Source organism: Halovenus halobia, from assembly GCF_051414135.1.
Taxonomy (GTDB): Archaea; Halobacteriota; Halobacteria; order Halobacteriales; family Haloarculaceae; genus Halovenus; species Halovenus halobia.
Window position 1 is genome coordinate 55,819 of record NZ_JBLKOA010000005.1, and the last position, 23,902, is coordinate 79,720.

The window sequence follows — 23,902 nt, forward strand, 5'->3', positions numbered from 1 at the left end:
GGGATAGTGTTTTCACAGATGATGCTGTATGTGAACACATGAGATTCGTTATCGTGGGCTTCGGTCGGGTTGGGATGCGGACGGCCCAGACACTCCGGGGGGAGGGGCACACGGTCGTTGTCGTCGAACAGGACCCCGAGCGCCTCGACCGCGCTCGTGACGACGGGTTTGCGGTCGTCAGCGGCGATGGGTCGACAGAGGCGGTGCTCGCGGAGGCCGGACTGGACGAGACAGACGCAATCGGCGCGCTGACGGGTGACCTCAACACCAACTTCCTCGCGTGTGTCATCGGCGACGCACACGGCTGTCGGACGGTGTTGCGCGTCAACGAGGACTTCAGCGACGAACTGTACGAGAAGTACGCGAGCAGTGTCGACGAGATCATCTACCCGGAACGACTCGGTGCGGTCGGCGCGAAAACGGCACTTCTTGGCGGAGACTTCAATGTAATTGCTGACCTCACAGAGGAACTGTCCATCGCAAGCGTTGAAATTCCCGACGACGCGCCGGTGATCGGCCAGCGCGTTATCGATGTCGAACTCCCGGGCGAAACGCAAATCTATGCCCACGGCCGGGCGAACGAGTCGATGACAATTCCGCTGCCACGGACCAAAATCGAGGCTGGCGATTCAGTTGCGATTCTGACCGACCCGGAGTTCCTGACCGAGGTGCGCGAGCGCTTGCGTGGCGAAGCAGTCGCTGGCTGAGTAGAAAACGGGGGCGCGTGGCAACCACCTGCAAAGCAGGGCGCCATTGAAGGATGGGAGCTGTGGGCACAAGCTTCTGGACACGCGCCCATCAGATTGCTCTCTACCGAGGCTGATAAACACCCGTCAGACGGCCGTCTGACGGGACCGACGGCTTTTCTTCGCCGGTTCGCGTAGCTGTGGTATGTCCGACCTGAGCTGGGGAGACCTGTTCGAGCGCGCACAGTCCTACGAGGTGACGACTGACCAGATTCAGACCGCACTGCAGGCTCTGCGAGACGATGAGTGAGGCTGCGTCAACCCGAGTCGTTGCCGACGCAGATGTCCTGGCTGCGGACCTGCTCGTCGGTGGGCCAGCGCGTGCGGCACTCGACCATATCCGCAGTCACAGTTGGCTCGCCCTCGTCGCCAGCGACGCGCTGCTCGCGGACGCGACGGTAGTTATCTCCGACTTCACTGACGACGAACTTGCGTCGGCGTGGCGTGACCGCATTACAGAAGAGCGTGTCGACGTCTCTCATCCCGACGGTGACCATCCGGCACTGGCCTCGGCCTACCGCGGTGAGGCGGGACACGTACTGACCTTCGACGACGACCTGGCCAGCGCGTCGACAAACCGATCACTGCAACCACACATGACGGTCAGCATCCGTCCGCCAGACGCCTTTGCACGGCTGTTTGCCCCTGACAGTCTGTACGAAAGTCTCTACGACGAGCCCTATCCCGGACCGGACCGCGACCCACGCTGATACTAGTGGTTATCTGTCGGCGGAGCCGTACCACTCCGCGAACTTTGCCAGCGCACGGCCGCGGTGGCTGATGGCGTTTTTCTCTTCGGTGCTCATTTCGGCGTAGGTCTGGCCGTCGTACTCGAAAATCGGGTCGAATCCGAAGCCGCCGTCGCCGCGCGGGGCGACAATCGTCCCGGGTGCAACACCCTCGAACAGCCGTACTGGCAGGGCGTCACCGTCGACCTGTTCGTCTGTCGTCGCGTCGCTGCGGTGTTCGGCAGCGATGTCCTGCCCGCGACGGTCTGTATCGACCGGTTCTGGTGTCGCTGCAAAACTCTCGCCGTCGCAGTAGGCGATGACCGCCCGGAAGGCACCGCTCCGGTCGTCCTCGGCCTGTGCGAGTTCCCAGACGCGCTCGATGCCGAGTTTGTCCTCGACGTACGAGGAGTACGGGCCCGGGAAGCCACCGAGTGCGTCGATGGTCAGCCCGGAGTCGTCGACAAGCACAGGCTCGCCGACGTGGCGATAGGCCGCGCGGGCGCCATGGGCGGCAACAGTCGCCAAATCCGCGGCCTGGCGTTCCGGATAGTCGAACTCGAACTGCTCGACCGGTTCGTCGAGATACTCCTGGGCCTCGGCGACTTTCCCCGGGTTGGTCGTCACAAAATTGATCATACCTGCCGTCGGGGTTCGACGGCCAAAATAGCCCCGTTTAGTCGACGACGACTTCGACCGGTTCGTCCTCGTCGTCTTCCGTTTCGACGGACTCGTCGTCCTCGCCCGAGCGTTCCTGATAGAGCAGCGCGCCGACAATCGCGACCACAATCCACGACCGCCAGTTCGCCAGGTTCAGCGTGTAGCCCACGCCGAACTCTTTTTCGACGAGCATCTCTTCACCGGGTTGCCAGTACGACGAGAGCAGCCCTCGGAGGCTGGGCTTCTCGAAGTTATACGGAATACCGAACAGTTCGCCAGAGGCGGGTTGGTCTGCCATACGTTGGTGTACACTCGCCTGCATTAAGATGGTTTCCCTCTGCTCGGTGAGAAGTGGCCCCCGAGCATACAGTGGTTGGGACAATGCATCTCAGGGGCCAGATGGAGATACACTGTGTCGGCTCATAATTGTTGTGATTATAGTAATAACAAAATTCGGTAGAGTTTTACACGCACAATATCGTATTTTTATCCGCGAAACTGCTATTGGCCCAGTTTATCCTCTGTAATAATCACTAACTGAATTTTGTACTCAGATTTAATAAGGGTGGGTCGTAAAAATAAGTGCAGATTAAGTGGTTGGGATATGTCTGAAAATAATCCACAAAACCAAGCTATCGAAGAGCTAGAACAGTTTGGGCTTCGAGAGTATGAAGCGAAGTGTTTCGTCTCGTTAACAAAAATCACCGCTGGGACTGCCCGCGATGTCAGCGAACATATCGACGTGCCACGGACTCGAGTGTACGAGGCAGTCCGTTCGCTCGAAGCCGACGGCTTAGTCGAGATTCAACACTCCTCGCCACAGCGATTCCGCGCTATTCCTCTCTCTGAGGCCCTGGAAGTTCTCGAACAGCGCCACCAGAGCCGCATCGACCGACTCGAACAATCGCTTACGCAGCTTCGACGGGAACCCGACTCTGGCAGCCACGAACTGGACCCAGAAGTCTGGTCGCTGTCCGGAACCGAGACAATCACCGCCCGAACGAAACGGCTGATCGACGGCGCCGAAACGGAGGTGCTGCTGTTGGTCGGCGACAACGAGGTGATCGCCAACGGCGTCAACGACCGACTCCGCTCGGCGGCCAACCGGGGCGTCGACGTTGTCGTCGGTGCTGGCTCTGAGTCGGTTCGCTCCCAACTCGCCGAATTGACCTCCGAACTATACGTCTTCGAGTCAAATTTCGAGTGGCTCTCCCAGGCAGACCAGCCAGGCCATCTCTCGGTCGGCCGACTCATGCTGGTTGATGATGGAGACCTGCTCGCCAGCACGGTCGCTCACACGGACGGTAACGTTCGTGAGCGAGCAGTCTGTGGAAACGGTTCCGGTAACAGCATCGTCCTCGTTCTTCGCGGGCTTCTCTCACAGTATCTCGACCACCCCCAGGGCGCGTAACTGTGGAGTGAACGCACTTACGTCTCGGCCCCGTCTGTGCGCGTATGGAATCGATGTCACCTGCTGACGGCGAGACGGTCGAAGTCGTCGACGGCGTCTATCTCACACAACTTGTCTCGGGCGAGCGGACGAGTCTCCAGCATTTCCACATCGAATCGGGCGCGTCCGTTCCGGAACACAGCCACGAACACGAACAGATTGGCTACGTCGCAAACGGCACCTTCACCTTCCTGATCGACGGCGAGACACACGTCATCAACCCCGGCGAGTCCTTCGTCATCCCATCGAACGTGCCCCACGCTGCCGAGAATCGCTCGGAGATGCCCGTCGAAGGAATTGATGTCTTCAGCCCGCCGCGTGACGACCCGCCGTGGAGCCCAGATAGCCCCTAACCCGTGCGCGCCTTCCGAATCGCCTACGACGGCCGCCCCTATCACGGCTTCCAGCGCCAGCCTGACGTCGTGACTGTCGAGGACGCCATTCTCGACGCGCTCCGGGCACTCGATGTGCTCGACAACGCGGACACGCCGCCCGGATACGCCGCCGCTGGCCGGACCGACGCCGGTGTCTCGGCGCTCGCACAGACGGTTGCCTTCGAGTGTCCTGAGTGGCTCTCTCCCGCCGCCTTGACGAGCGAACTGCCCGACACGATCCACGCATGGGCGAGTGCCGACGCACCCGACGAGTTCCACGCGACCCATCACGCCAGCGCCCGCACGTACGTCTACTACTTGCACGCACCCGACGCCGACCGCTCCGCTGTTCAGGCGGCACTCGACCGACTCTCCGGCGAGCACGACTTTCACAACCTCACGCCAGACGAGACTGGCACACGCCGTGACCTCTCGGCGACGCTCTCCGGCGAGGGACCGACCCTCGAACTCGCCGTCCGGGCTGGTGGGTTTCCGCGCCAACTGGTCCGTCGGCTGGTTTCGCTGGTTGCAGAAGTGGCCCGTGGCGAGGCAGGCATGGACCGTATCGACCGCGTACTCACCGCCGACTCGCTCTCCGGTCCGGAGGGCGTTGGACCTGCACCGCCCTATCCGCTCGTGTTGCAGGCCGTCGACTATCCTGACCTCTCCTTCGAGTCCGACGCAGACGCCGTGCCATCGGCTCACGACTCGTTTGAATCACGACAGCACGAACACGCTATCCGGGCGCAGGTGGCCGGAAAAATCGCCGACGGAATCGCGGAATCTGGTTCTCAGTAGAACTCGCGGACGAGGTCCATCGCGCCCTCAGGCGCGCCGTCTGGCACCGTGTTCATTGGTGCGTCGATGCCTTCTTGTTCCTCGAATGGGACGCTGTTTTCGTTCTGGTAGATAACGCCCTGATACTCTTTGTCGCCGCTGAGGATGGCTTCTTTCGCTTCTTCGCGGTCGGTTGGGTCGTGGTCGTCTTCTTTGAGGTCCACGAGCGAATCGCGGAAGTAGTCGTAGGTGTCGACGTCGTTGAACGTCACGCACGGTGAGTAGACGTTGACGAAGCCGAAGCCGTCGTGTTCGACGGCCTTTTGCACAATCTCGGCGTGTCGCTTGGAGTCCGAACTGAACGACTGGGCGATGAAGGTAGCGCCGGAAGCCAGCGCAAGCGCCAGCGGGTTCACCGGCGGCATGTTCGTTCCGCCCGGTGACGTCGAGGTTTCGAAGTCCTCACGGCTGGTCGGGGAGGCCTGCCCCTTAGTTAGTCCGTAGATGCGGTTGTCCATGACGACGTAGGTCATGTCGACGTTCCGCCGGACTGCGTGGACGAAGTGCCCGGCACCGATGGAATACCCGTCACCGTCACCGCCGGCAACCATTACCTCCAGTTCTGGGTTGGCCATCTTCACACCAATCCCGACTGGGAGGGCACGACCATGCACGCCGTGCAGCGCGTAGCTGTGCATGTAGGTGCCAATCTTGCCTGAACAGCCAATTCCCGCGACGATGAAGGTATCGTCGGGGCTGTTGCCCGTCTCGGCAAGGGCTTTCATCATGCCGTTCATGGTGCCGAAGTCACCACAGCCCGGGCACCACGTCGGCTGTTTATCCGACTTGAAGTCGACGAAGCTTACCTCGGAACTCATCTATCCGAGGCTCCCCTCCATTTCGAGTTCGATGAGTCGGTTCATCTCAACCGCATATTCGATGGGCAACTCCTCCGTGAGCGGTTCGATGAAGCCAGCGACAATCATCTGTTTGGCGTCGTCGTCGTCGAGGCCACGCGATTCGAGGTAGAAGACGTCCTCGTCGCCAATCTTCCCAACAGTCGCTTCGTGGGCGACGTCGACTTCGCTCTCCTGGATTTCCATGTACGGCATCGTGTCCGACGTCGAGTCGTTGTCGAACATCAATGCGTCACACTCGACGGAGGTTGAGGCGTTCTCGGCACCGTCTGCGATGTGGACGAGGCCGCGGTAATTGGTGCGGCCGCCGTCCTTGCTGATACTCTTGGACTCGATAGTCGAGGAGGTGTTTGGCGCGTTGTGGTAGACTTTCGCACCTGTGTCGATGTTCTGTCCCTCGCCAGCCATGGCGATGGTAATGTGGTTGTCCGTCGCACCGGGGCCTTTGAGCACTGTTGACGGGTAGAGCATCGTCGCTTTCGAGCCCATCGACCCCGACACCCACTCCATTGTGGCGTCCTTTTCTGCGATTGCGCGTTTGGTGTTGAGGTTGTAGGTATTTTTCGACCAGTTCTGGACGGTCGAATACTGAACGTGCGCGCCTTCGTTGACGAACACCTCGACGCCACCACTGTGAAGGTTGAACTCAGAGTATTTCGGCGCACTGCAGCCTTCGATGTAGTGCACTTCGGAGTTCTCCTCGGCGATGATGAGGGTGTGCTCGAACTGACCCATTCCATCGGAGTTCATCCGGAAGTAGGCCTGAACAGGCATGTCGACGTTCGTGTCTTCTGGCACGTAGACGAAGGAACCCCCGGACCAAATCGCGCCGTGCAGCGCGGCGAACTTGTTGTCGCTCGGCGGCACGGCTTTGGTCATGAAGTGCTCTTTGACGATTTCTTCGTGTTCCTGGACAGCCTTGTCCATGTCACAGAAGATGACGCCTTTGTCCTCCCAGCGTTCCTGCATGTTCTGGTAGACAATCTCGGACTCGTACTGGGCACCGACACCAGAGAGGGCGTTCTTTTCGGCTTCCGGAATGCCGAGTTTGTCGAAGGTGTCCTGAATCTCTTCGGGCAGGTCTTCCCAGTCGTCGACGCCGCCACGCGTCTCGATATCCGGGCGGATGTACGGGACGATTTCGTCGATTTCAATCTCGCTGAGGTCGGGTGCGCCCGGCCAGTCGTCGGGCATCGGCATCTGCTGGAACTGCTCGAGCGCGCGGAGACGCCGCTCGAGCATCCACTCTGGCTCGTCTTTGTCCTCGGAGATGACGCGAATGGTCTCCTCGGTGAGACCCTTCTCGGCCTCGAACGCAGACTTCTCTTCTTTCTTGAACTCGAATCGTTTCTCGGTGTCCGTCTCTTCGAGGTGGTCTTGGTCTGAACTCATTACATACATGTTCGTCTGAACGCACATAAGCCTGCCCTCGGATGGGGTCGGTACTCGACTTTCCGAAACTGTGGTTTCAACTTCTGTGGTATTTTTATACTACTCTCTGCTGTATATTTTTGGATAACAAACTATCTTTTTGCATTGCTGAATTAGGCTGCTGTGACCGGTCGCAAAAGCTAGCGGGTAGTGTTCCAGAACTGTGCCAACCCAAGGGCATTACTTTTGACAGTCCGCCGTTTACGGTTGCATATGCAAGGGGAACTCGCGTCGCGTTCGCTCTCGGGTCGGATCGTATTGCTCTGTCTCGCAGACCTCGAATACACTGCGAAGACACCAGTGCACACTGGCGAGGTTATCGGTGAACTGCGTGACCTGCTCGATGCTATTGACGAACACCTTCTGGATTCGCTGTCCGAGGCTGCGGTCAACCGCGCGCTCAACCGTCTGGAAGCTGACGGACTCGTCGAAATGTCCTCGCCATCGGGGACGAGTCCAACGGGCAAAGGCCGTCCGCAGTACACCCTCGCCGCCGACTCGGGCGATGTCGTCAGTTCGCTCGCCGACGACGACGAGGTTGCGCCGCTGGCGGAACACGTCAGTCAGTAGCCGCAATTGGCGGTCAACGGTCGTTCGACGTGGAGAGTTCTCTTTTTTGCTCCAGTATCGCTCGGGAGAATGTCAGACGTACATTCAAATACGTGGCCCTCATGAACTCACGCAGATGGACGGACACGGAGTCGGGGCGGCCACAAGATACACTTGCCGTCTCCGATTATCAGAACTAACCATCTGAACCTCCAAAGCTATGAAACTCGCAACAATCGGTGTCGGCAATGCCGGGACCAAAATCCTCGACCGAATGCTCGAATTTGAAGACGAGACTGGCCGTAACCTCTGTCGGCACGCGCTCGCTATCAACACTGCCAGAACGGACCTCGCAAAACCTGATTTTATTCCAGAAGACCGCCGCGTCCTGATCGGTGACACTCATCAGGAGGCAAAGGGTCACGGTGTCGGCGGTGACGTCGACGTTGGTGCGGATGTCGCGAAGACGGATATCGAAGAAATCAGACGAGCGTTCGACGACGTGGAAATTCACGACGTCGACGCACTGTTCGTCTCCGCCGGACTGGGTGGGGGAACCGGTAGCGGTGCCGGCCCGGTCGTTATCGACGAACTCCAGAAGATGTACGACGAACCGGTCTACGGACTTGGCGTCCTGCCGGGCGAGTACGAAGGCGGCCGACCGGCCCTCAACGCCGCCCGCTCGCTGCAATCGTTCGTCACGAAAGTGGACAATTTCATCGCCTTCGACAACGACGCTTGGCGCGCCCGCGACCAGACCATCGAGGAAGGCTACGACGAGATGAACCAGGAACTGGCGACGCGTATCGTTACCCTGCTCGCGGCAGGCGAACAGGACGAGACTGACGTTGCCGAGAACGCGATGGACTCCAGTGACATCATGCGGACGCTGGACACCGGCGGTGTCTCCTCTATCGGGTACGCCGCTAGTGCAGTCGACGGGCAGGAGGGCCTGCTCAACAAGTTCCGCAACGGCACCGGCGAGGAATTCGACGACGAGTCCTCTGACGCCGCAAAAATCAAAGGACTCGTCCGTCGAGCCGTCAACTCCCGGCTGACGATCCCCTGTGAAGTCTCCAGTGCTGACCGTGCACTGATTGTTCTCTCGGGACCGCCGGAAACCTTCGCCCGGAAAGGCATCGAGAGCGCCCGCCAGTGGCTCGAACAGGAGGCAGACACCGTCGAGGTGCTTGCCGGTGACGACCCACGGCACAACGCCACCCACCTCGCGGCTGTCGTCCTGCTGTCGAACGTGACCAAGACGCCACGGATCGACGAGATTCAGGACCAGGCTGTCGACGCCCAGAACAAGATTCAGGCACAGGAGGCCGTTCGTGACGAGGAGATCAGCGACCTGATCACTGACGACGACGACGAACTTGACCCGGTAGTCTAAGCCATGAAATTCGCACTCGTCGGTGTCGGCGGTGCCGGTGGTCGGGTCGTCGACGCACTCCGGAAGGTCGAAGCCAACAGCGACCGCGCGTTCACCAACGACCAAGCGCTGGTCTTCGACACGACAAAATCTGCCTTCGAGGGCTACGACCACATTCCGGTCGACCGGCACGTCCTCGTCGGCGATACGCATCCCGACATCCGCGGAGAGGGGCTGGATGGCAACCTCGAACTTGGCGCTGAAGTCGCCGCGGAAGACACCGACGAGATATACCGTGAGTTCGACAAACTCGCAACCCACTCCGTCCACGCAACGGTGCTCGTCGCGGGACTGGGCGGTGGGACCGGCGCCGGTGTCGGCCCGGTCATCCTCGAAGGACTCAAATCAATCACGGACAGTCCGGTCTACGTGCTCGGAATCCTCCCCGCAGATTCCGAGAGTGACCAGCAGGCGTACAACGCGGCTCGCTCGCTGCAGTCCTACGTGGACCTGGCGGACAACGTCATTCTGTTCGACAACGAGGAGTGGTGTGACGGCGACGACCTCGACGCCCAGTACCCGGCGCTCAACATCGAACTTGTGACGCGAATCATCGCCGTCCTCGGCGTCGGCGAACTCGAAAACGCGCCAATCGCGGAGACGATGCTCGACCCCAGCGACACGATGAAAGCACTCGAATCCGGCGGGGTCTCGACGCTTGGCTACGCGACTACGGAACTCGACCGTCCTGATTCCCTCCTGGGCAAGTTGCTGAATCTCCTGCGTTCGACCGAGGAGGAACCAGAGGTAACCGACGCAGCCAAAATCAAGGAACTGATTCAGGCAACAGTCAACTCGAAACTCACGCTTCCCTGTGATGTCTCGAGTGCCGAGCGGGCGATGCTTTCGCTGTCCGGTCCCTCTGATGTCTGCTCGCGCAAAGGGTTCGAGACCGGTCGGTACTGGCTGGAAGAGGAGACGGGGACAGTCCAGGTGTGGGCCGGCGACGAGCCACACGACGCCACGCTGATTGCCGCCTCCGTACTCCTGTCGAATGTCACCGAGGTGCCCCGTATCGACGAACTGCAGGAGCGCGCAGTCGCCTACAAGCGCGAGCACCTCGAGGACGAAACTGCGGAGTCAACGGACGAACCGCCGAGCGAGGAGTTAGCGCCACCAGAGGCGACCGCTGAGTCTCCTGACACCGACGCCGACGCCTCCGAGGCGACCGCTGACGCCGAGTCAAGCGACACCGCCGACGATGGCGAACCGAGTGACTCAGTTGCGGACTCCGAACAAACAGTCGGGACCGAAGAACAGATTCCGGATTCAGAGTAGCTACTCCTCGTTGGCCCAGTCGAGTGAGCGCTCGACGGCGTCACTCCATCGCTCGTACTGCTTGTCGACAGCTTCGGCAGGGCGTTCTGGCTCGAACTCCTCGTCGACGTGCCAGTTCGTGCGGAGACTATCGAGGTCGTCCCAGTAGTCGACTGCCAGGCCGGCGGCGTAGGCGGCCCCCAGCGCAGTCGTCTCGTCCACTTCTGGACGCACGATGTCGGTCTGGAGGATGTCAGCCTGCAGTTGACAGAGGAAATTGTTCTTTACTGCGCCACCATCGACACGGAGGCTGGTCGTCTCGACACCGGAGTCGGCCTCCATCGCCTCGGCCACATCTCGGGTCTGGTAGGCGATTGCTTCGAGCGTTGCACGGACGATGTGTTCCGTACGCGTGCCCCGCGTCATGCCGACGATACTGCCGCGGGCACGGCCGTCCCAGTGTGGCGCGCCGAGGCCGGTGAATGCGGGCACGAAGTAGACACCGTCAGTCGAATCGACCGACCTCGCGAGGTCGGCCGTCTGGGCGGCGTTGGTGATGATATCAACATCTTCGAGCCACTCGATGGCTGCGCCGGTGATGAAAATCGACCCCTCGAGGGCGTACTGGACGGGTTCGCCGGAGCGCTGGAAGCCGACAGTTGTCAAGAGACCGTGGTCGGAGGTCACGGCCTTCGTGCCGGTGTTCATCAGGTAGAACGAGCCCGTCCCGTAGGTGTTCTTGGCGTCGCCGGCGTCGAAACAGGTCTGGCCGAACAGGGCTGCCTGCTGGTCGCCCAGCGCGCCCGCAACTGGGACCGCCGCGCCGAGAAATCCATCGGCGTCAGTGTGGCCGTAGGTTGCTTCGTCGGAGGAGGGGCGAACCTCCGGGAGCATCGCACGGGGCACGTCGAACTCGTCCAGCAGTTCTCGGTCCCACTCTAACTCGTGGATGTTGAACAGCATCGTCCGCGAGGCGTTCGAGACATCCGTGATGTGGTTGCCGGTCAAATTGTAGATGAGCCAGGAATCAACTGTCCCGAGCAGTAACTCGCCGCGCTCAGCCCGGTCTCTGAGCGAGTCGCCGCCGCGGTCCGTTCCGACCGCGTTTTCGAGCAGCCACTCCGCCTTTGTCGCCGAGAAGTACGCGTCACATTCGAGGCCGGTCTTCTCACGAATCCACTCCTCGTCACCTGCCGCCTGTATCTCCTCGACACGGTCGGTTGTCCGGCGGTCCTGCCAGACGATGGCGTTGTAGACCGGGTCGCCAGTTTCGCGGTCCCAGATGACCGTCGTCTCGCGCTGGTTCGTGATACCGAGTCCCGCCAACTGCGTGGCGTCGAGTCCCGCGTCTTCGAGGCCGTCGACGACGACCTGTTTCGTCGTCTCCCAGATCTCCGCCGCGTCGTGCTCGACCCAGCCCGGTTCCGGGTAGATTTGCTCGTGTGTCCGGTACGCGTTCGCCACGACTTCTCCGCTGTGGTCGAACACCATGAATCGCGTTCCGGTCGTCCCCTGGTCAATCGCGCCGACGTAGCTGTCTATCATAATCTCCACTGGACGAGAGCGTCACTCTCCACGCTGTGGGTAAACCCGAGCGCCATAATAGCAATTATCATTCGCGTCTGTACTTGCGGGGTGAGTCGTCTGGCAACACGATTCCAAACCAGCCCCAGCCACTCAGGCCGCTGGGAGTTCGATTCTGAAGACGGTTCCGCGCGGTTCGTTTTCCTCGACAGTAACTGAGCCACCGTAACTCTGGACCATGGTCTGGACAAAATACAGTCCGAATCCACCCTCGTCTGAGCCGGTTTTTCGCCCCTCCCACGAGAACAGGGCTGCTCGCTCGTCTTCGGGGATTCCGGGGCCGTTGTCGGCGACAGTGATTGTAACCGTCTCCTCGTGCTGTGTGGCCTCCACAGTCACCCGCGGCTCGTCAGTATCGTTGTGCTCGACAGCGTTGGTACAAAGATTGTGCAGCACCTCTGCGAGCATCTCGTCAGCCTGGACGGAGACGCCGAATGGAACCGCTGTCTCGACGGTGACGTGCTCTCCCATTCCTTCGGCAACTGTTGCTTGGTCTTCGACAACTGCCGAGAGGTCGACGGTTTCGAGTTGTCGTCGTTCACCGTGGGTAATTCCCTGGATCATCACCTGAATTTTCTCGGTGAGGTCGGTGATGGTCTCGCTCCAGTCGACGATCGTTTCGGCTCGGTCGCTGCTCTCGCCGTCGAGTTCGGGTTCGAGGAGGTGTGCGTTTCGTTTGATAACTTCGATACCGTTGTTGACATCGTGGCGCAGAATGCTGCTGAAAAACCCAAGTTGCTCGTTGCGTCGTCGAAGTTCCTGCGCCTGCCGTTCGCGCTCGACAGCGTAGCGCAGTGACCGCCATAGCGTCTCCGAATCGAGGTCGTCTTTCGGGAGGTAATCCTGGGCACCCTGCTGGATCGCTTTGAGTGCGGCTTCGCTGTCGTCCAGTCCTGTCAGGACGACAATTGGCGTCGTCTCGACGACATTGTCGAGTCGTTCGAGCGTTTCGATGCCCGTCGTTTCGGGGAGCCCGAGGTCAAGCAAGACGAGGTCGTATCGCTCTGTCTCCAACGTCGAGACAGCGTCGTCGAGTCGCTCAACCTGAGTGAGGTCGACGTCGTCACTGAGCGGTCCCGCCGACCCTTCACGGAGGTGGTGCTCGACGAGTTTTGCGTCGCCTGGGTTGTCTTCGACGAGCAACACCGCAAGTGTGTCTTCGGTCACGTGTTATCGCTTCCACAACGCCTCATTTCGGTGGCATCTTGACAATCTCGAACCAGAAATTCTCGAGTCGGTTGATAATCTCGACGAAGCCGTCGAAATCAACTGGTTTCGTGAGATAGGCATTTGCGCTCAGTTCGTACGAGCGAACCACATCCTCCTCGGCCTCGGAACTTGTCAGGACAACCACTGGGATCCGCCGCAGCTGTGGGTCGGCGTCCATATCCTCCATCACCTGTCGCCCGTCCTTTTTTGGCATGTTCAGGTCGAGCAACAACAGGTCCGGCATCGGTGTGTCAGCGTACTCGCCCTCGCTGCGGAGGAATTTCATCGTCTCAACCCCGTCATTGACGACGTGGAGGTTGTTTAGCAAGTCTCCCTTATCGAGGGCTTTTCGCGTCAGCTTTACATCTCCTGGGTTGTCTTCGGCGAGGAGGATTTCAATTGGTTCGCGGTCAGTTGACGACACGGTAAGCTCTTATACATCCATTGTGCTGCGTCAATTTATGCTTTGGTCAATTATCAGCGCGGTCAACTGCCGGCGGCATCATTTTATGCGTCCACGGGAATCTCTCAGCGAATGGCTCTCGGCAAGCGATGGTACGCTGTGTTACTGGCCGGTCTGGGTGCCGGACTCTTGTCGTTTGTCTTCTTCGATATCTACGAAGATTGGCAGGGACAGGGCGAAGCGCTCTGGCTGACACTCGCAGAGAACAGTTTACCGCTGTTGTTGGCTGGGGGTATCGTCGCCGGCAGTCTCTGGCTGTATCGTAACCGTGACCAACCGTATTTGACTTTGACGTTCCGGTGGGCGGTCGTCGGCGCTGCCGGTATCCTGCTGATCTACGGGTGGGCTCTCGGGCTCCAGTCGTTTCAATCGAGATTCAAACCGCTGGTTATCGCCGTCCACACCGCTATCGGTGGGGCACTCGCTGGCGGTGGGATTGGCTACACGATCGCGTACATCCGTGAATCTCGTAACGAAATCGAGACCGAGCGCAACCGCTGGCAGTCGTTGTTCGACAACGACCCCAACGGAATCGTGGACCTCACCCTCCGAGCAGAGAGTCCGGTAGTTGACGCCGCCAACGAGCAGTTTATCGACCTTTTTGGGGTATCAGACCCGGAAGGAAAGTCACTGTCATCGATTGTCAAGTACACCGACGAGGAGCTTCCTACTCTCACCAACGCCATTCAACAGGGCAACGCCCTATCGACCGAGTTCACGACGACTATCGACGGCGAGCGCAGACATCTGACGGCACAGGTTGTCCCGTACTCTGCGGATAGTGAGTCGAAAGCGTTCGTACTGTACACCGACATCACGGACCTGCGCGAAACCCAAGCAGATCTTGAAGAACAGATGAAGCAGTTGGAGAAATCGAACGAGCGGCTTCAGCAGTTCGCCTACATCGCTTCTCACGACCTGCAGGAGCCACTCCGGATGGTGTCGAGTTACATGAGCCTGCTCGAAAGCGAGTACAGCGACGAACTCGATGAAGACGCCCAGGAGTACATCGACTTCGCGGCCGACGGAGCCAACCGGATGCAGGATATGATCGACGAGTTGCTGGCGTACTCTCGCGTCCGAACCGAGGGTGAGGAGTTCACCGAAACTGACGCGAACGAAGTCCTCACGGAGACACTCCAGAGTCTCGAACTCCGAATCGACGAGTCGGGTGCAACGGTCACTAGCGATGACCTCCCACGTGTCGAGGCTGACCGCAGCCAACTCGGCCAACTGTTCCAGAACCTGATCAGCAACGCCATCGACCACGCCGACGCGCCGACGATTCACGTCAGCAGCGAGAGTCGCGGCGACGATGTCGTCTTCTCAGTCGAAGACAACGGGCCAGGAATTCCCGAGTCCCAACAAGAGGGCGTCTTTGAGCTGTTCAAACGCGGTGACCGCGACGGCGACGGCACTGGGATGGGACTGGCAATCTGTGACCGAATCGTCTCCCGACACGGTGGCGAGATTTGGGTCGACTCCGAAGAAGGCGAGGGCGCGACCTTTTCGTTCTCGATGCCACGAGCGTGAGACTCGCTCACCTAATCGTCCGCTGGGGCAGCGTCTGGGCGGTACTCTTCGCTGATCGATTTCCACTTGTCGGTGCGGAACCGCCAGTAGTTGATCGTCGCCGGCACCGCGGTTTCGGCGAGGAAGGCGAGATACAGTCCCCACAGTCCGAGCGGAGCGATGGAAATTGCTGGTGTACTCACGCCCACGACCGGAACCGTCACTGCCCCAACCGACAGCCCAGCAGCGCCGAGATACGCGAGCGGAATCGAGACACAGAACATCCCGAGAAACTGGCTGATGAAGGTGACTCGTGTGTCGCCGCTGGCGTCAAGCGGCCCTGCAGACGCGCCTGACACTCCCTGGAAGATGATGGCGAAACACGCCGCGTAGACGAGGTTAACCGCAATCGGTATCTCGGGACTCGTGGGGTCACTCGCGAACAGGACGACAATCTGGTTGGCAAAGAGTGCAACCAGGATTGCCGAGACAGCGTAGGTTGCGACGGCAAAGCGAATGATATCGCGGCCGTAGGCCTCGGCCTCGCGTTCGTTGTTCTGTCCGAGTGCCTGGCCAACGAGACTGGATGAGGCCAGCCCGAATCCCCATCCGGGCGTGTTCATCACGCCCCAGATACGTCGGGCGATGACCCACGCAGCGACCGTGTTCGCCCCGAAGATGTCGAGGATGCCGAGCATCGGGAACTGGAAGGTCGTCCAGACGAGATTGCGCAGGCCGACAGGCGTCCCGATGGTCACAATATTCCGAACCATCTCCGGTTCAACCCACCGGCCCAGCGGCGAGATTTGTACTGGCATCGTGCCGATGACCGGCAGCCACCCCACTGTGAGTCCCACCGCGAACGTCGCGGTGACGACCACATTCGAGAGCACAGTTCCAAGCGCCGCGCCGGCGACACCCCAGCCGAGTCCGAAGATGAAGACAGCGTTGAGGAAGATGTTGATCAGCGCGCCGCTGCCTCGCAGTTGCATTGCAGTGTAGGCGTCATCAGCACCAACGAGGGTCCGCGAACCGACGAGATTCAACCCTGCGAAGGGGATGCCCAGTGCGACAATCCGAAGGTAGGTCGTTCCCTGCTGGATGGCGGCCTCGTTGCTTGAGAGCACCGAGATGAACGCTTCAGGTCTGGTGTAGAAGGCTACCGACAGCGGCAGCGTGAGCACGACAGCCAACAGCGTACTCGACCGGACGGCCCGGCCCAGTTCCGTCCAGGACTCCGCGCCGTAGCGCTGTGAGACCATCGCAATCGTCCCGCCGGCAACGCCGCCGCCGACCGAGAAGGCGAGTCCCCAGAAGGGGCTCGCGAACCCGACACCGGCAACCGCGGTGGTGCCGACGGCGACACCGACCATCGCCACGTCGACAGCGTTTTTCGACATCCGGGCGATGCCGGTAAGCACACGCGGCCACGCGAGTTCAGCCGTCTTGATGGCTCGCTCGCGGTCGATCAGGCCGAGTCTGGCCAGTCCCAGCCCTATCCAGCTAATGAGCAACCGGACGGGGTTGGGGACTGATTTCACTCGTCTCTGTCTAGGTCTGCCAGCACTGCGTCGAGGTCGGGAAGTTCGACTCCGTCCACGAGGATCGGTTCGACAATCTGCTCGAGAGCCTCTTCGACGACAACCCGGGTGTAGGTCTCGTTGGCCTCGCCGAGCGTTATCTGTCGGGTCCGCGCGCCGTCAAGCATCGCGACGAGCATCGCTGCCGTTCGCTCCGGGTCGACGTCCGCGAAGACTCCGTCTTCGATTCCGTCGGCAATGATCTCTGCGGCCGTGGTCCGGAGTGTCTCGTCGCTCCGAACGAGTTGCTCACGGATTCGCTCGTTGAACGGTCCCTGTGAGCGCATCTCCAGCAGCGCGAGGTGGAACTGCTCGCGGCCAGTGTCTTCAGGTGTGAAGACGAATCGTGCGAGAAACTCGACGATGCGCTCGGTTGGTGGCGCCTCCTTGCGACAGGCCATCCGCTCCTCGTAATCGCTGATGAGGCCGTCCAGAAAGGCGACCAGCAAGTCCTCCTTCGTGTCGTAATGATAGTGGAGTAGCGACTTGCTTTTCTCATTCTCGTCGGCGATATCCTGCATCGTCAACTCGGCGTAGCCGTACTTGCGGAGGGCCTGGTCGACGGCGTCCATGATTGCCTCGTCGGCCTCACTCATTGACTGACTAGTCAGTCAACGCGGAATAAATGTGTTTCGAGACCGGTTAGTCGTCCGCGCTCGCCGTCCGACCCGGCGTGCGGACTTCCTCGACCTGTGTGATGACCAGTCCCGTCCCGACGGCGGCCAGTCCTGCGGCGAGCGTAAACGGGACGTGAAAGCCGAAACTGACCAGAAAACCCGACAACAGCGGGCCTGCTGCGACGCCGAAACCAAAGGCCATCGTCAACACCGACAGCGTCGTTCCCGACCCAGCGTCGGAGGCGAGGTCACCGGCGAGTGCAAGCGACGGGGCAAAGACCATCGCGCCGGCAACGCCCTGTGCGAACCGCGCGCCGAACATCACCCACGAGTCGAGCACCACTCCCTGGACGGCCGTCGTCGGCACGAGCAACGCCATCCCGATGACGATGAACCGCCGGCGACCGTAGAAGTCTGTTGCTCGGCCGATCGGGGCCTGCAGGAGAATCTGTGCGAGGACGAAGGCAGCAAACTGCAGGCCAAACATTGTCGGTCCCTGGTCGAGACGCCGGTTGACGATATCTCCGAGCGTCGCAAAGATAGCGATTCCAATCGCCATGAAAAACGAGATGACGCCGAGGGTGAACACCGGGTCGAGGACGTGTTTACCCGTCGGGTCCAGCACGGCGATGCTGGTCGACTGACTATCGTCTCCAGTCGGTTCGATGTCCGGGTCGTCGATGAGAATCGTCACGAGGACGAACGCGAGCGTCGCGGTGAAGGCCGCAAAATAGAACGCGGCGTCGAAGCCGCTGAGCTGGCCGACCACCGGGAGGTTGTACGGGCCGGCCGCAACGACACCCCCGGCAGCGATTGGGCCGACGCCAAAGCCGACCAGCCGGAAGGTGTTGTAGGTCCCCATATTCCCGCCGCGGTTGTCCTCCGTCGCGAGGTCGTTGACCAGTGCGACTGTCGTCGGGATGATGAACGCACCGGCGATACCCTGCAACACGCGCAGGCCAATCAACTGCCAGTAGGCGGTGACAAAGGAGTAGGAGAAACTCGCACAGGCCAGAATCGACAGGCCAAACAGAACGAAAATTTTCCGGCGCCCAGTCCGGTCCGAGAGCCGCCCGGTAAACGGTTGCAGTGGGCTGTTGACGAGGCCAAACAGCGAGAGCACGACGCCGGTCAGCGCCACCTCGGTCAGCCCGAAGGTACCACCGTTGACGAAGTCACTCGCGATAAACAGCGGCAGGACGACGATGAGAAAGGAGTTGCCCACCGACTCGGACATCCGCGCCAGCGCGAGCGCAATGACCTGCGGGTTGACACCGAACAGCGTTCTCATAGACGCTGTGACACCTCTGGCCGTCTCATTATCCAGCGTAGGGTGGCAATCCCTTAGATAGTTCTGGTCCCGGCTCGCTCAGTCGTCCTCCTCCTTTGGCTGTGGCCCGGCTTCGACGCTCATCTCTTCGATTTCGTCTCCGGTTCCAACTTCCTCGACTGCTGGCTCGGACTCGTCGATGACTCCGTCGGTCCAGTTCCCACGACGGAACCAGAGAACAGCCATGATGAACGTCAGCGTGGCACCGACGGAGAAGGCAAGCCAGACGCCCAGGACGCCGATGTCGAGTCCCTCGACGGCAACTGCTGTTCCCGGAATCGCAATCGTCGAGAATGCAAGCGCGATAGCCACAGGAATCCGAAACACCCACCGCGCCAGAAAGGACAGTCCCATTGCGACTTTGGTCTGGCCAGCGCCCCGGAATCCGCCCTGAATAACCATCGTCCCGCCGAACAGCGCCCAGAATGGCGCGACGACGTAGAGAAAAGTCCTCCCCTCGGCGATGACCGCGGGGTCGTCGACGAAGATGCCCATCATGAACTCTGGGAGCAACACACAGAGGCCACCGGCAGCGAACAGTAGCCCCATCGTTCCGGCGGTCCCGACCCAGACGACCCTCCCTGCTCTGTCGGGTGTTTCCGCCCCGAGATTCTGGCCGACACCCGTCGCTGCTGCCTGTCCGACGGCCCCCGCGACTGACCACGACACAGACATCAGTCGAAGTCCAATTCCGTAGGCAGCGATGGCGGCCGTCCCGAACGGAGTGACGAAGGCGGCCATCGTCACGGCTGCAAAACTCCGCGCCCAGCCGTCGATTGTTGCCGGATAGCCGACTGAGAGGAGTTTTTTGAGCAGCGTCGGATTCGGGACCAGGTCACGGATTCGCAACCGGACGCCGAAGCCACCCTGCAGCAGGAGCCCAACACCGGCACCGGCAGCGAGCGCCCGCGAGAGGAAGGTTGCCCACGCCGCGCCGCGGGTTCCCATCGCCGGGACTGGCCCCCACCCGAGGATGAATATCGGGTCGATAACGACGTTCAGTCCCGCAGAGATGACGACCAACCACATTGCCGTTTTCGTGTCCCCGGCCCCCTGTAGCGAGGCCCGGAACGCAAAGAACAGGAAGGTCAGCGGCAGCGCAAAGAAGATAACCTCGATGTACGCAAGCGACTGGGTAAACACCGCTCCCTCCGCGCCAATCAGCGCGAGAATCTGTCGGCGGAACGTCCACCCAAGCGTCGCTAACCCTGCCGAGACGGCAAGCGCAATCAGAATTGTCTGCCCGACAACCCGGTCAGCCTGTCGGTCGTCGTCAGCACCGACGTACTGTGACACGAGCGCGATGGTCGAGGCGGTCACACCCATTGCCGTTGAAACGAACAGCCACGTCAGCGGAAACATGAGCGAGACAGCGGCGACTGCGTCGGAACTCACTCGCCCAACCCAGAACATATCCGCGAGATTGTACACCGTCTGGAGGAGATTGCCAAGTACCAGCGGCCACGCCAGAGAGACCATCTTCGGGGCGATGGCCCCGGTCGTCATATCGACTCGTTTCCGCTCGGTTTCTGGCACTGCCGACAGATTAGGCGTCCGAGCCCATCAAACCGACGCCTCAGTCCTCGCTACGGACTTCGTCGACGATGCCACTGGCGTCGAATCGCTTCTCTGCGATGACTGCTCCGAGCAGGGCACCGGTTGCGCCACCCGTGCTCGCGGGACTGCGCCCAACCAGTCCGCCCAGTGCCGCACCGACCGCGGCGCCAACCGCTGCGTACCGTGCTCGTAGTAGTGCCCGTTTGAGTCGTGCTTTTGTTTTCATAACAGCGCTACACTTCTCAGCTAGCGTATAAAACAGTTGGGCACGGAACGGCGGTGGTGTTTAGTTAAGCGACAACAGGTTTCAAGAACCAGAAAGCCCCCGCCCGCTTGCCTGTCCGGGACTTGCTGCGCTCCTCGTTTCACTGCGGTGCTTGCTGCGTCCGGGACAGAGCAAGCGGACGGCCCCTTTCAGTCCCACCCGTGGTGGCCTGTGTCACAAGCCACAGGGAGGGACTGAAAGGGGCGACACTCTCGACGAACCCGGCCGAAGTAAGCACGCGACCACAGGGAGCGCGCACAGCGAGGTCGTTCGAGAGAGCTTCGCTCTCTCGTGATGACGAAAGACGGCTCTGCCGTCTTTCGAACCACCCGGGAGTCGAGAGTGTCGGGGCTTTCTGGTTGTTCCAGGCAAGACACCACCAAATCCTCCTAAAGTAAACACCGCCGGAACGGCCGACCGCAACGCTCTCAACCATTCGCGTCGAACGATGTGTATGCGACGGCGGACGCTGCTGACCGCGATTGGCGCCGGGGCCGCCACGGCTGGCTGTCTCGGGCTTGCTCCCACGAGCAGCGAACATCCCCTCGCCGGCGAGACACAGTCGGTCCAAGTTCGGGCCGACAGCACCAGCCCCCACGACCTCGACGCACTCGCCGAAGCAGCGCTCTCTTTCTGGGAGGAACACAGCGAGCAGTACGCCGGCTTTCCCGTCGAATTCGAGGGTAACAACGACGAACCGGATATCGTCATCGCCTACAGCGACAGTCCCGCCGGCTGTGAGAACGTCCCCAACTACAGTTCCCAAGTACTCGGCTGTGCACCCGTACTCGACGGTGGCTCGGTCCAGCGCCGTCCAATCACCGCCCGCGTCGTCGCCGCTTCCCGACCACCCGGCGCAATCCGCGTAACCACGCAACACGAGATTGGCCACATTCTCGGACTCCGCCACAACGACGCGCCAGCCAACGTCATGTCGAACCGCCCAGCGGACCGCATTCCCGAGTACGCTCGCCGTGTCGACGTCTGGGAGACCGTCCGCGATATCCACGACCGTGCCAGCGAGGCCACGCCCATTCTGAATTACGGAATCGGACTCTACAACGACGGCGAATACGAGGCTGCAGCGCTGGCGCTCGAGATAGCTGCGACGGACCTGCAGGCGTTCGTTACCCGTCTCGACGCCGCGTCGGAAGAAATCGACATCCTCGAAGCCACCGTCGACGTGGAGACCGTCGCCTTCGAGACGCTTCGGGAACTGTTCGACAGATTGCGGCGTCGACTCGTCGTGGCTGTGGGGCTGGCAACTGCGCTGGCGGCCAGTGCTCGCGCCGATGGCCAAACACGGCAGTCGGAACTCGATTCGGCCATCGAGTACACGGAGACATTCAACAGCACCGAGGTGATTCAGCTGCGGGACGTTGCTGTTGCTCTCGGACTCGTTCGGGCGTTCGACGCGGAACAACCAGTTATCGAATCGCCCGAGACGCCCACAGCATAGCTAGCCCCGGTACCGGAAGGACACGACGGTGTTGATTTCGTCGTTTGCGGTCGACTCCGTCGTGACATTGAACCCGAGTACGTCGTCCTCGTCGATTGCCTCGTAGGTGATCTCTCGGAGCTTTTCGCCGCTGGCCTCTGGGTCCCGGACCGCAATTTCGATTCGCTTGCGGTTAGTCGTGACATCTTCGACATCGTAGCCTGCCTGCTCGAAGGCCTCCCGTAGCGTCGTCTTCAGTTCCTGCATACTCGTCACTTGGAGTGTGCGATATAAAAAACACGACGGCTGCGTGGGCGACTACTCTGCGGTCACACCGGCGTTCGGTGCGTTCTGTTTGACACTGTTGATACCGTCCTCGGCACCGCCACGACTGGCGTAGCCCTGCCCGCTGTCGGCAAGAATCTTGCCGTTGCGGTGTCGGAGTCGCCAGCGCCACTTGCCGCCCCTGTCCTCGTAAATCTCGAATGCTGCGCTCCCGATGTCGAGATGGTGCGCCTCGGGGGCGTACTCCGTCATTCGGTCGACGGCGTCCTCGGCCCCGCTCTTGGAGGTGTAGCCTTCGCCACAGTCGGCGATGATGTTGCCGTTCTGGTGGGTCAACCGCCAGCGGTACTCGCCGGCGTTGTCCTCGTACACCTCGAACTCGGCGTTGCCGTCAGCTGCGACGTTTCGCTTGACGCTGTCGATTCCCTGTCGGGCTTTCTGCCGGGAGGCATAGCCCTGTCCGCTGTCTGCGAGGATGTTGCCGTTCTTGTGCAGCAGTCGCCAGCGGTATTTGCCGCCCTTGTCCTCGAAGAGCTCGAAGGCAGCGGGGTCGATACGCAGGTAATCCGCCGACTGGGCGTAGGCACGGACCCGTTCGACTGCGGTGTCACGGCTGTCAGTGCTGCTGTAGCCCTGGCCGCAGTCAGCGATAATTTCGCCGTTGTTGTGCCGGAGCCGCCAGCGCTGGTCGCCGCCCTTGTCCTCGTAGGTCTCGAAGTCGGCCTTGCTGGTCGCCTCTTCGACAAATTCGGGTGCGTCGTCGCCTTCGACGGCGTCGTCGACTTCATCGACTTCGACTGGCGCTTCGAGTTCGTCGAGGTCGACCACGGAGGCACCGAAGCTATCCCGACGAACGGCGCTGAGCCCACGCTGTGCGCTCTGTCGAGAACTGTATCCCTGCGCGCTGTCAGCGATGATGTTCTGGTTCTGGTGTCGAAGTCGCCAGCGGTGTTTCCCACCGTTGTCAGTGTAGAGCTCGAACTGTGATTGGCTGGCCTCGATCTGTTCGAGTTCGGCCGCCAGCCGTGCACGCTCACTCTCTGCGGCAGTCGCACGTTCCGCTTCCTCTCGCGCTCGTTCGGCCTCTGCTTCGGCTTCTTGGGCACGCTGTTTGGCCTCTTCGAGCGCCGCGTCGCGCTGCGATTCAGCCGTTGCCGCTCGGTCTTCGGCAGCCATCTGCTCTTCGCGGGGGCTGGTGAGCAGCGGGACGAAGATACTCCCGAGGACGATGGCGAAGATGCCCAGTCCGTACACACCGATAATCAGTACCTCGCTGTTCTCGAAGGCTGCCCCCCAGTTGCCTGCCTGAAACGCGACGAAAAACCAACCCACGCCAACTACAGCGATGAGTCCGCCGATGTAGGAGAGAATCGTTGCCCCACGTTTCAGTGGGAGTCGAATAATCGGGCCGATCAACAGCAAAACGAGGCCAATTGCCGCGACGGCGATACCGACCCCACGGATCGACTCACCTGGTTCCTGGCTCAGCATCACCAGTGCGATGCCGACAAATCCAGCTAATACACCGAGTACGAACACCCAGTAGCCGTACGCCTCGTCGCCGGTCGATGGGACTCCGATCCGGTTTTGATACGCATCGACCAGCGGGTTATTGTCACTAGTTCCCATATGGTTACCACAAACGGAGGGATAATTAGTATTTGGACTACACTACTCAGACCACGGGGAGAAGGTCGTTTTCCCCCAGACCTCTCAGGTTGTGAGGTAGTCGCCCGGC

24 protein-coding genes are annotated in these 23,902 nt (G+C 60.8%); 10 read left to right on the forward strand and 14 right to left on the reverse strand.

Annotated features, from left to right (window positions below):
* Positions 1-38: 38 nt before the first annotated feature.
* Positions 39-707 (forward strand): potassium channel family protein, encoded by a 669-nt coding sequence (locus tag ACMGFM_RS12055; protein WP_436902880.1) that lies wholly within the window; start codon positions 39-41, stop codon positions 705-707.
* 281 nt (positions 708-988) lie between these two features.
* The gene (locus ACMGFM_RS12060; protein ID WP_436902881.1) at positions 989-1,456 is read left to right on the forward strand and encodes a DUF7384 family protein; all 468 of its coding nucleotides are present in this window, start codon (positions 989-991) and stop codon (positions 1,454-1,456) included.
* 9 nt (positions 1,457-1,465) lie between these two features.
* On the opposite strand, the gene ACMGFM_RS12065 is transcribed toward ACMGFM_RS12060, so the two are convergent.
* Positions 1,466-2,113 carry a non-canonical purine NTP pyrophosphatase gene (locus tag ACMGFM_RS12065; protein WP_436902882.1) on the reverse strand — a complete coding sequence of 216 codons (648 nt, stop codon included), beginning with the start codon at positions 2,111-2,113 and terminating at the stop codon, positions 1,466-1,468.
* A 37-nt stretch (positions 2,114-2,150) separates the two neighbouring features.
* Positions 2,151-2,432 (reverse strand): DUF5808 domain-containing protein, encoded by a 282-nt coding sequence (locus ACMGFM_RS12070; RefSeq protein WP_436902883.1) that lies wholly within the window; start codon positions 2,430-2,432, stop codon positions 2,151-2,153.
* A 306-nt stretch (positions 2,433-2,738) separates the two neighbouring features.
* Here ACMGFM_RS12070 and ACMGFM_RS12075 point away from each other — a divergent pair, with 306 nt between their 5' ends.
* From ACMGFM_RS12075 to truA, 3 genes are read left to right on the forward strand one after another with little or no spacing between them, the layout of a single operon-like run.
* On the forward strand, positions 2,739-3,545 hold the full coding sequence (locus tag ACMGFM_RS12075; protein WP_436902884.1) for a TrmB family transcriptional regulator: 807 nt from the start codon (positions 2,739-2,741) through the stop codon (positions 3,543-3,545).
* 44 nt (positions 3,546-3,589) lie between these two features.
* Positions 3,590-3,937, forward strand: a complete 348-nt coding sequence (locus ACMGFM_RS12080; RefSeq protein WP_436902885.1) for a cupin domain-containing protein — start codon at positions 3,590-3,592, stop codon at positions 3,935-3,937.
* Between the two features lie 3 nt (positions 3,938-3,940).
* Positions 3,941-4,756 (forward strand): tRNA pseudouridine(38-40) synthase TruA, encoded by an 816-nt coding sequence (gene truA, locus ACMGFM_RS12085; RefSeq protein ID WP_436902886.1) that lies wholly within the window; start codon positions 3,941-3,943, stop codon positions 4,754-4,756.
* On the opposite strand, the gene ACMGFM_RS12090 is transcribed toward truA, so the two are convergent.
* Complete coding sequence (locus ACMGFM_RS12090) at positions 4,750-5,613, reverse strand: 2-oxoacid:ferredoxin oxidoreductase subunit beta (protein WP_436902887.1); 864 nt, start codon at positions 5,611-5,613, stop codon at positions 4,750-4,752. The genes truA and ACMGFM_RS12090 overlap by 7 nt on opposite strands.
* Positions 5,614-7,044, reverse strand: a complete 1,431-nt coding sequence (sufB, locus tag ACMGFM_RS12095; RefSeq protein WP_436902888.1) for a Fe-S cluster assembly protein SufB — start codon at positions 7,042-7,044, stop codon at positions 5,614-5,616.
* A 252-nt stretch (positions 7,045-7,296) separates the two neighbouring features.
* Between sufB and ACMGFM_RS12100 the strand changes: the two genes are divergently transcribed.
* From ACMGFM_RS12100 to ACMGFM_RS12110, 3 genes are all read left to right on the forward strand, one after another.
* The gene (locus tag ACMGFM_RS12100) at positions 7,297-7,653 is read left to right on the forward strand and encodes a Cdc6/Cdc18 family protein (RefSeq protein WP_436902889.1); all 357 of its coding nucleotides are present in this window, start codon (positions 7,297-7,299) and stop codon (positions 7,651-7,653) included.
* A 199-nt stretch (positions 7,654-7,852) separates the two neighbouring features.
* Positions 7,853-9,028, forward strand: a complete 1,176-nt coding sequence (locus ACMGFM_RS12105; RefSeq protein ID WP_436902890.1) for a tubulin/FtsZ family protein — start codon at positions 7,853-7,855, stop codon at positions 9,026-9,028.
* Between the two features lie 3 nt (positions 9,029-9,031).
* A complete protein-coding gene (locus tag ACMGFM_RS12110; RefSeq protein WP_436902891.1) occupies positions 9,032-10,345 on the forward strand; it encodes a tubulin/FtsZ family protein in 1,314 nt (437 codons plus the stop codon).
* Here ACMGFM_RS12110 and glpK read toward each other — a convergent pair whose 3' ends face one another.
* The 3 genes from glpK to ACMGFM_RS12125 all read right to left on the reverse strand — a co-directional run bounded on the left by glpK (position 10,346) and on the right by ACMGFM_RS12125 (position 13,541).
* Positions 10,346-11,869, reverse strand: coding sequence for a glycerol kinase GlpK (gene glpK / locus ACMGFM_RS12115; protein WP_436902892.1), 1,524 nt, complete (start codon positions 11,867-11,869; stop codon positions 10,346-10,348).
* A gap of 132 nt (positions 11,870-12,001) precedes the next feature.
* Positions 12,002-13,075 (reverse strand): sensor histidine kinase, encoded by a 1,074-nt coding sequence (locus ACMGFM_RS12120; protein WP_436902893.1) that lies wholly within the window; start codon positions 13,073-13,075, stop codon positions 12,002-12,004.
* Positions 13,076-13,097: 22 nt separating this feature from the next.
* On the reverse strand, positions 13,098-13,541 hold the full coding sequence (locus ACMGFM_RS12125; protein WP_436902894.1) for a response regulator: 444 nt from the start codon (positions 13,539-13,541) through the stop codon (positions 13,098-13,100).
* A 111-nt stretch (positions 13,542-13,652) separates the two neighbouring features.
* Between ACMGFM_RS12125 and ACMGFM_RS12130 the strand changes: the two genes are divergently transcribed.
* The gene (locus ACMGFM_RS12130; RefSeq protein ID WP_436902895.1) at positions 13,653-15,113 is read left to right on the forward strand and encodes a sensor histidine kinase; all 1,461 of its coding nucleotides are present in this window, start codon (positions 13,653-13,655) and stop codon (positions 15,111-15,113) included.
* 11 nt (positions 15,114-15,124) lie between these two features.
* On the opposite strand, the gene ACMGFM_RS12135 is transcribed toward ACMGFM_RS12130, so the two are convergent.
* The 5 genes from ACMGFM_RS12135 to ACMGFM_RS12155 form a co-directional block, all read right to left on the reverse strand.
* Positions 15,125-16,633 carry an MATE family efflux transporter gene (locus ACMGFM_RS12135; RefSeq protein WP_436902896.1) on the reverse strand — a complete coding sequence of 503 codons (1,509 nt, stop codon included), beginning with the start codon at positions 16,631-16,633 and terminating at the stop codon, positions 15,125-15,127.
* A complete protein-coding gene (locus ACMGFM_RS12140; protein ID WP_436902897.1) occupies positions 16,630-17,268 on the reverse strand; it encodes a TetR/AcrR family transcriptional regulator in 639 nt (212 codons plus the stop codon). Before ACMGFM_RS12140 ends, ACMGFM_RS12135 begins: the two co-directional genes overlap by 4 nt.
* A 46-nt stretch (positions 17,269-17,314) precedes the next feature.
* Positions 17,315-18,580 (reverse strand): MFS transporter, encoded by a 1,266-nt coding sequence (locus tag ACMGFM_RS12145; RefSeq protein ID WP_436902898.1) that lies wholly within the window; start codon positions 18,578-18,580, stop codon positions 17,315-17,317.
* Positions 18,581-18,658: 78 nt separating this feature from the next.
* Positions 18,659-20,125, reverse strand: a complete 1,467-nt coding sequence (locus tag ACMGFM_RS12150) for an MATE family efflux transporter (protein ID WP_436903059.1) — start codon at positions 20,123-20,125, stop codon at positions 18,659-18,661.
* A 70-nt stretch (positions 20,126-20,195) separates the two neighbouring features.
* The gene (locus ACMGFM_RS12155; protein WP_436902900.1) at positions 20,196-20,402 is read right to left on the reverse strand and encodes a glycine zipper 2TM domain-containing protein; all 207 of its coding nucleotides are present in this window, start codon (positions 20,400-20,402) and stop codon (positions 20,196-20,198) included.
* 493 nt (positions 20,403-20,895) lie between these two features.
* Between ACMGFM_RS12155 and ACMGFM_RS12160 the strand changes: the two genes are divergently transcribed.
* Positions 20,896-21,900 carry a matrixin family metalloprotease gene (locus tag ACMGFM_RS12160; protein ID WP_436902901.1) on the forward strand — a complete coding sequence of 335 codons (1,005 nt, stop codon included), beginning with the start codon at positions 20,896-20,898 and terminating at the stop codon, positions 21,898-21,900.
* On the opposite strand, the gene ACMGFM_RS12165 is transcribed toward ACMGFM_RS12160, so the two are convergent.
* On the reverse strand, positions 21,901-22,146 hold the full coding sequence (locus ACMGFM_RS12165) for a hypothetical protein (RefSeq protein WP_436902902.1): 246 nt from the start codon (positions 22,144-22,146) through the stop codon (positions 21,901-21,903).
* Positions 22,147-22,197: 51 nt separating this feature from the next.
* Positions 22,198-23,793, reverse strand: a complete 1,596-nt coding sequence (locus tag ACMGFM_RS12170; RefSeq protein ID WP_436902903.1) for an HVO_2922 family protein — start codon at positions 23,791-23,793, stop codon at positions 22,198-22,200.
* Positions 23,794-23,902: the final 109 nt, after the last annotated feature.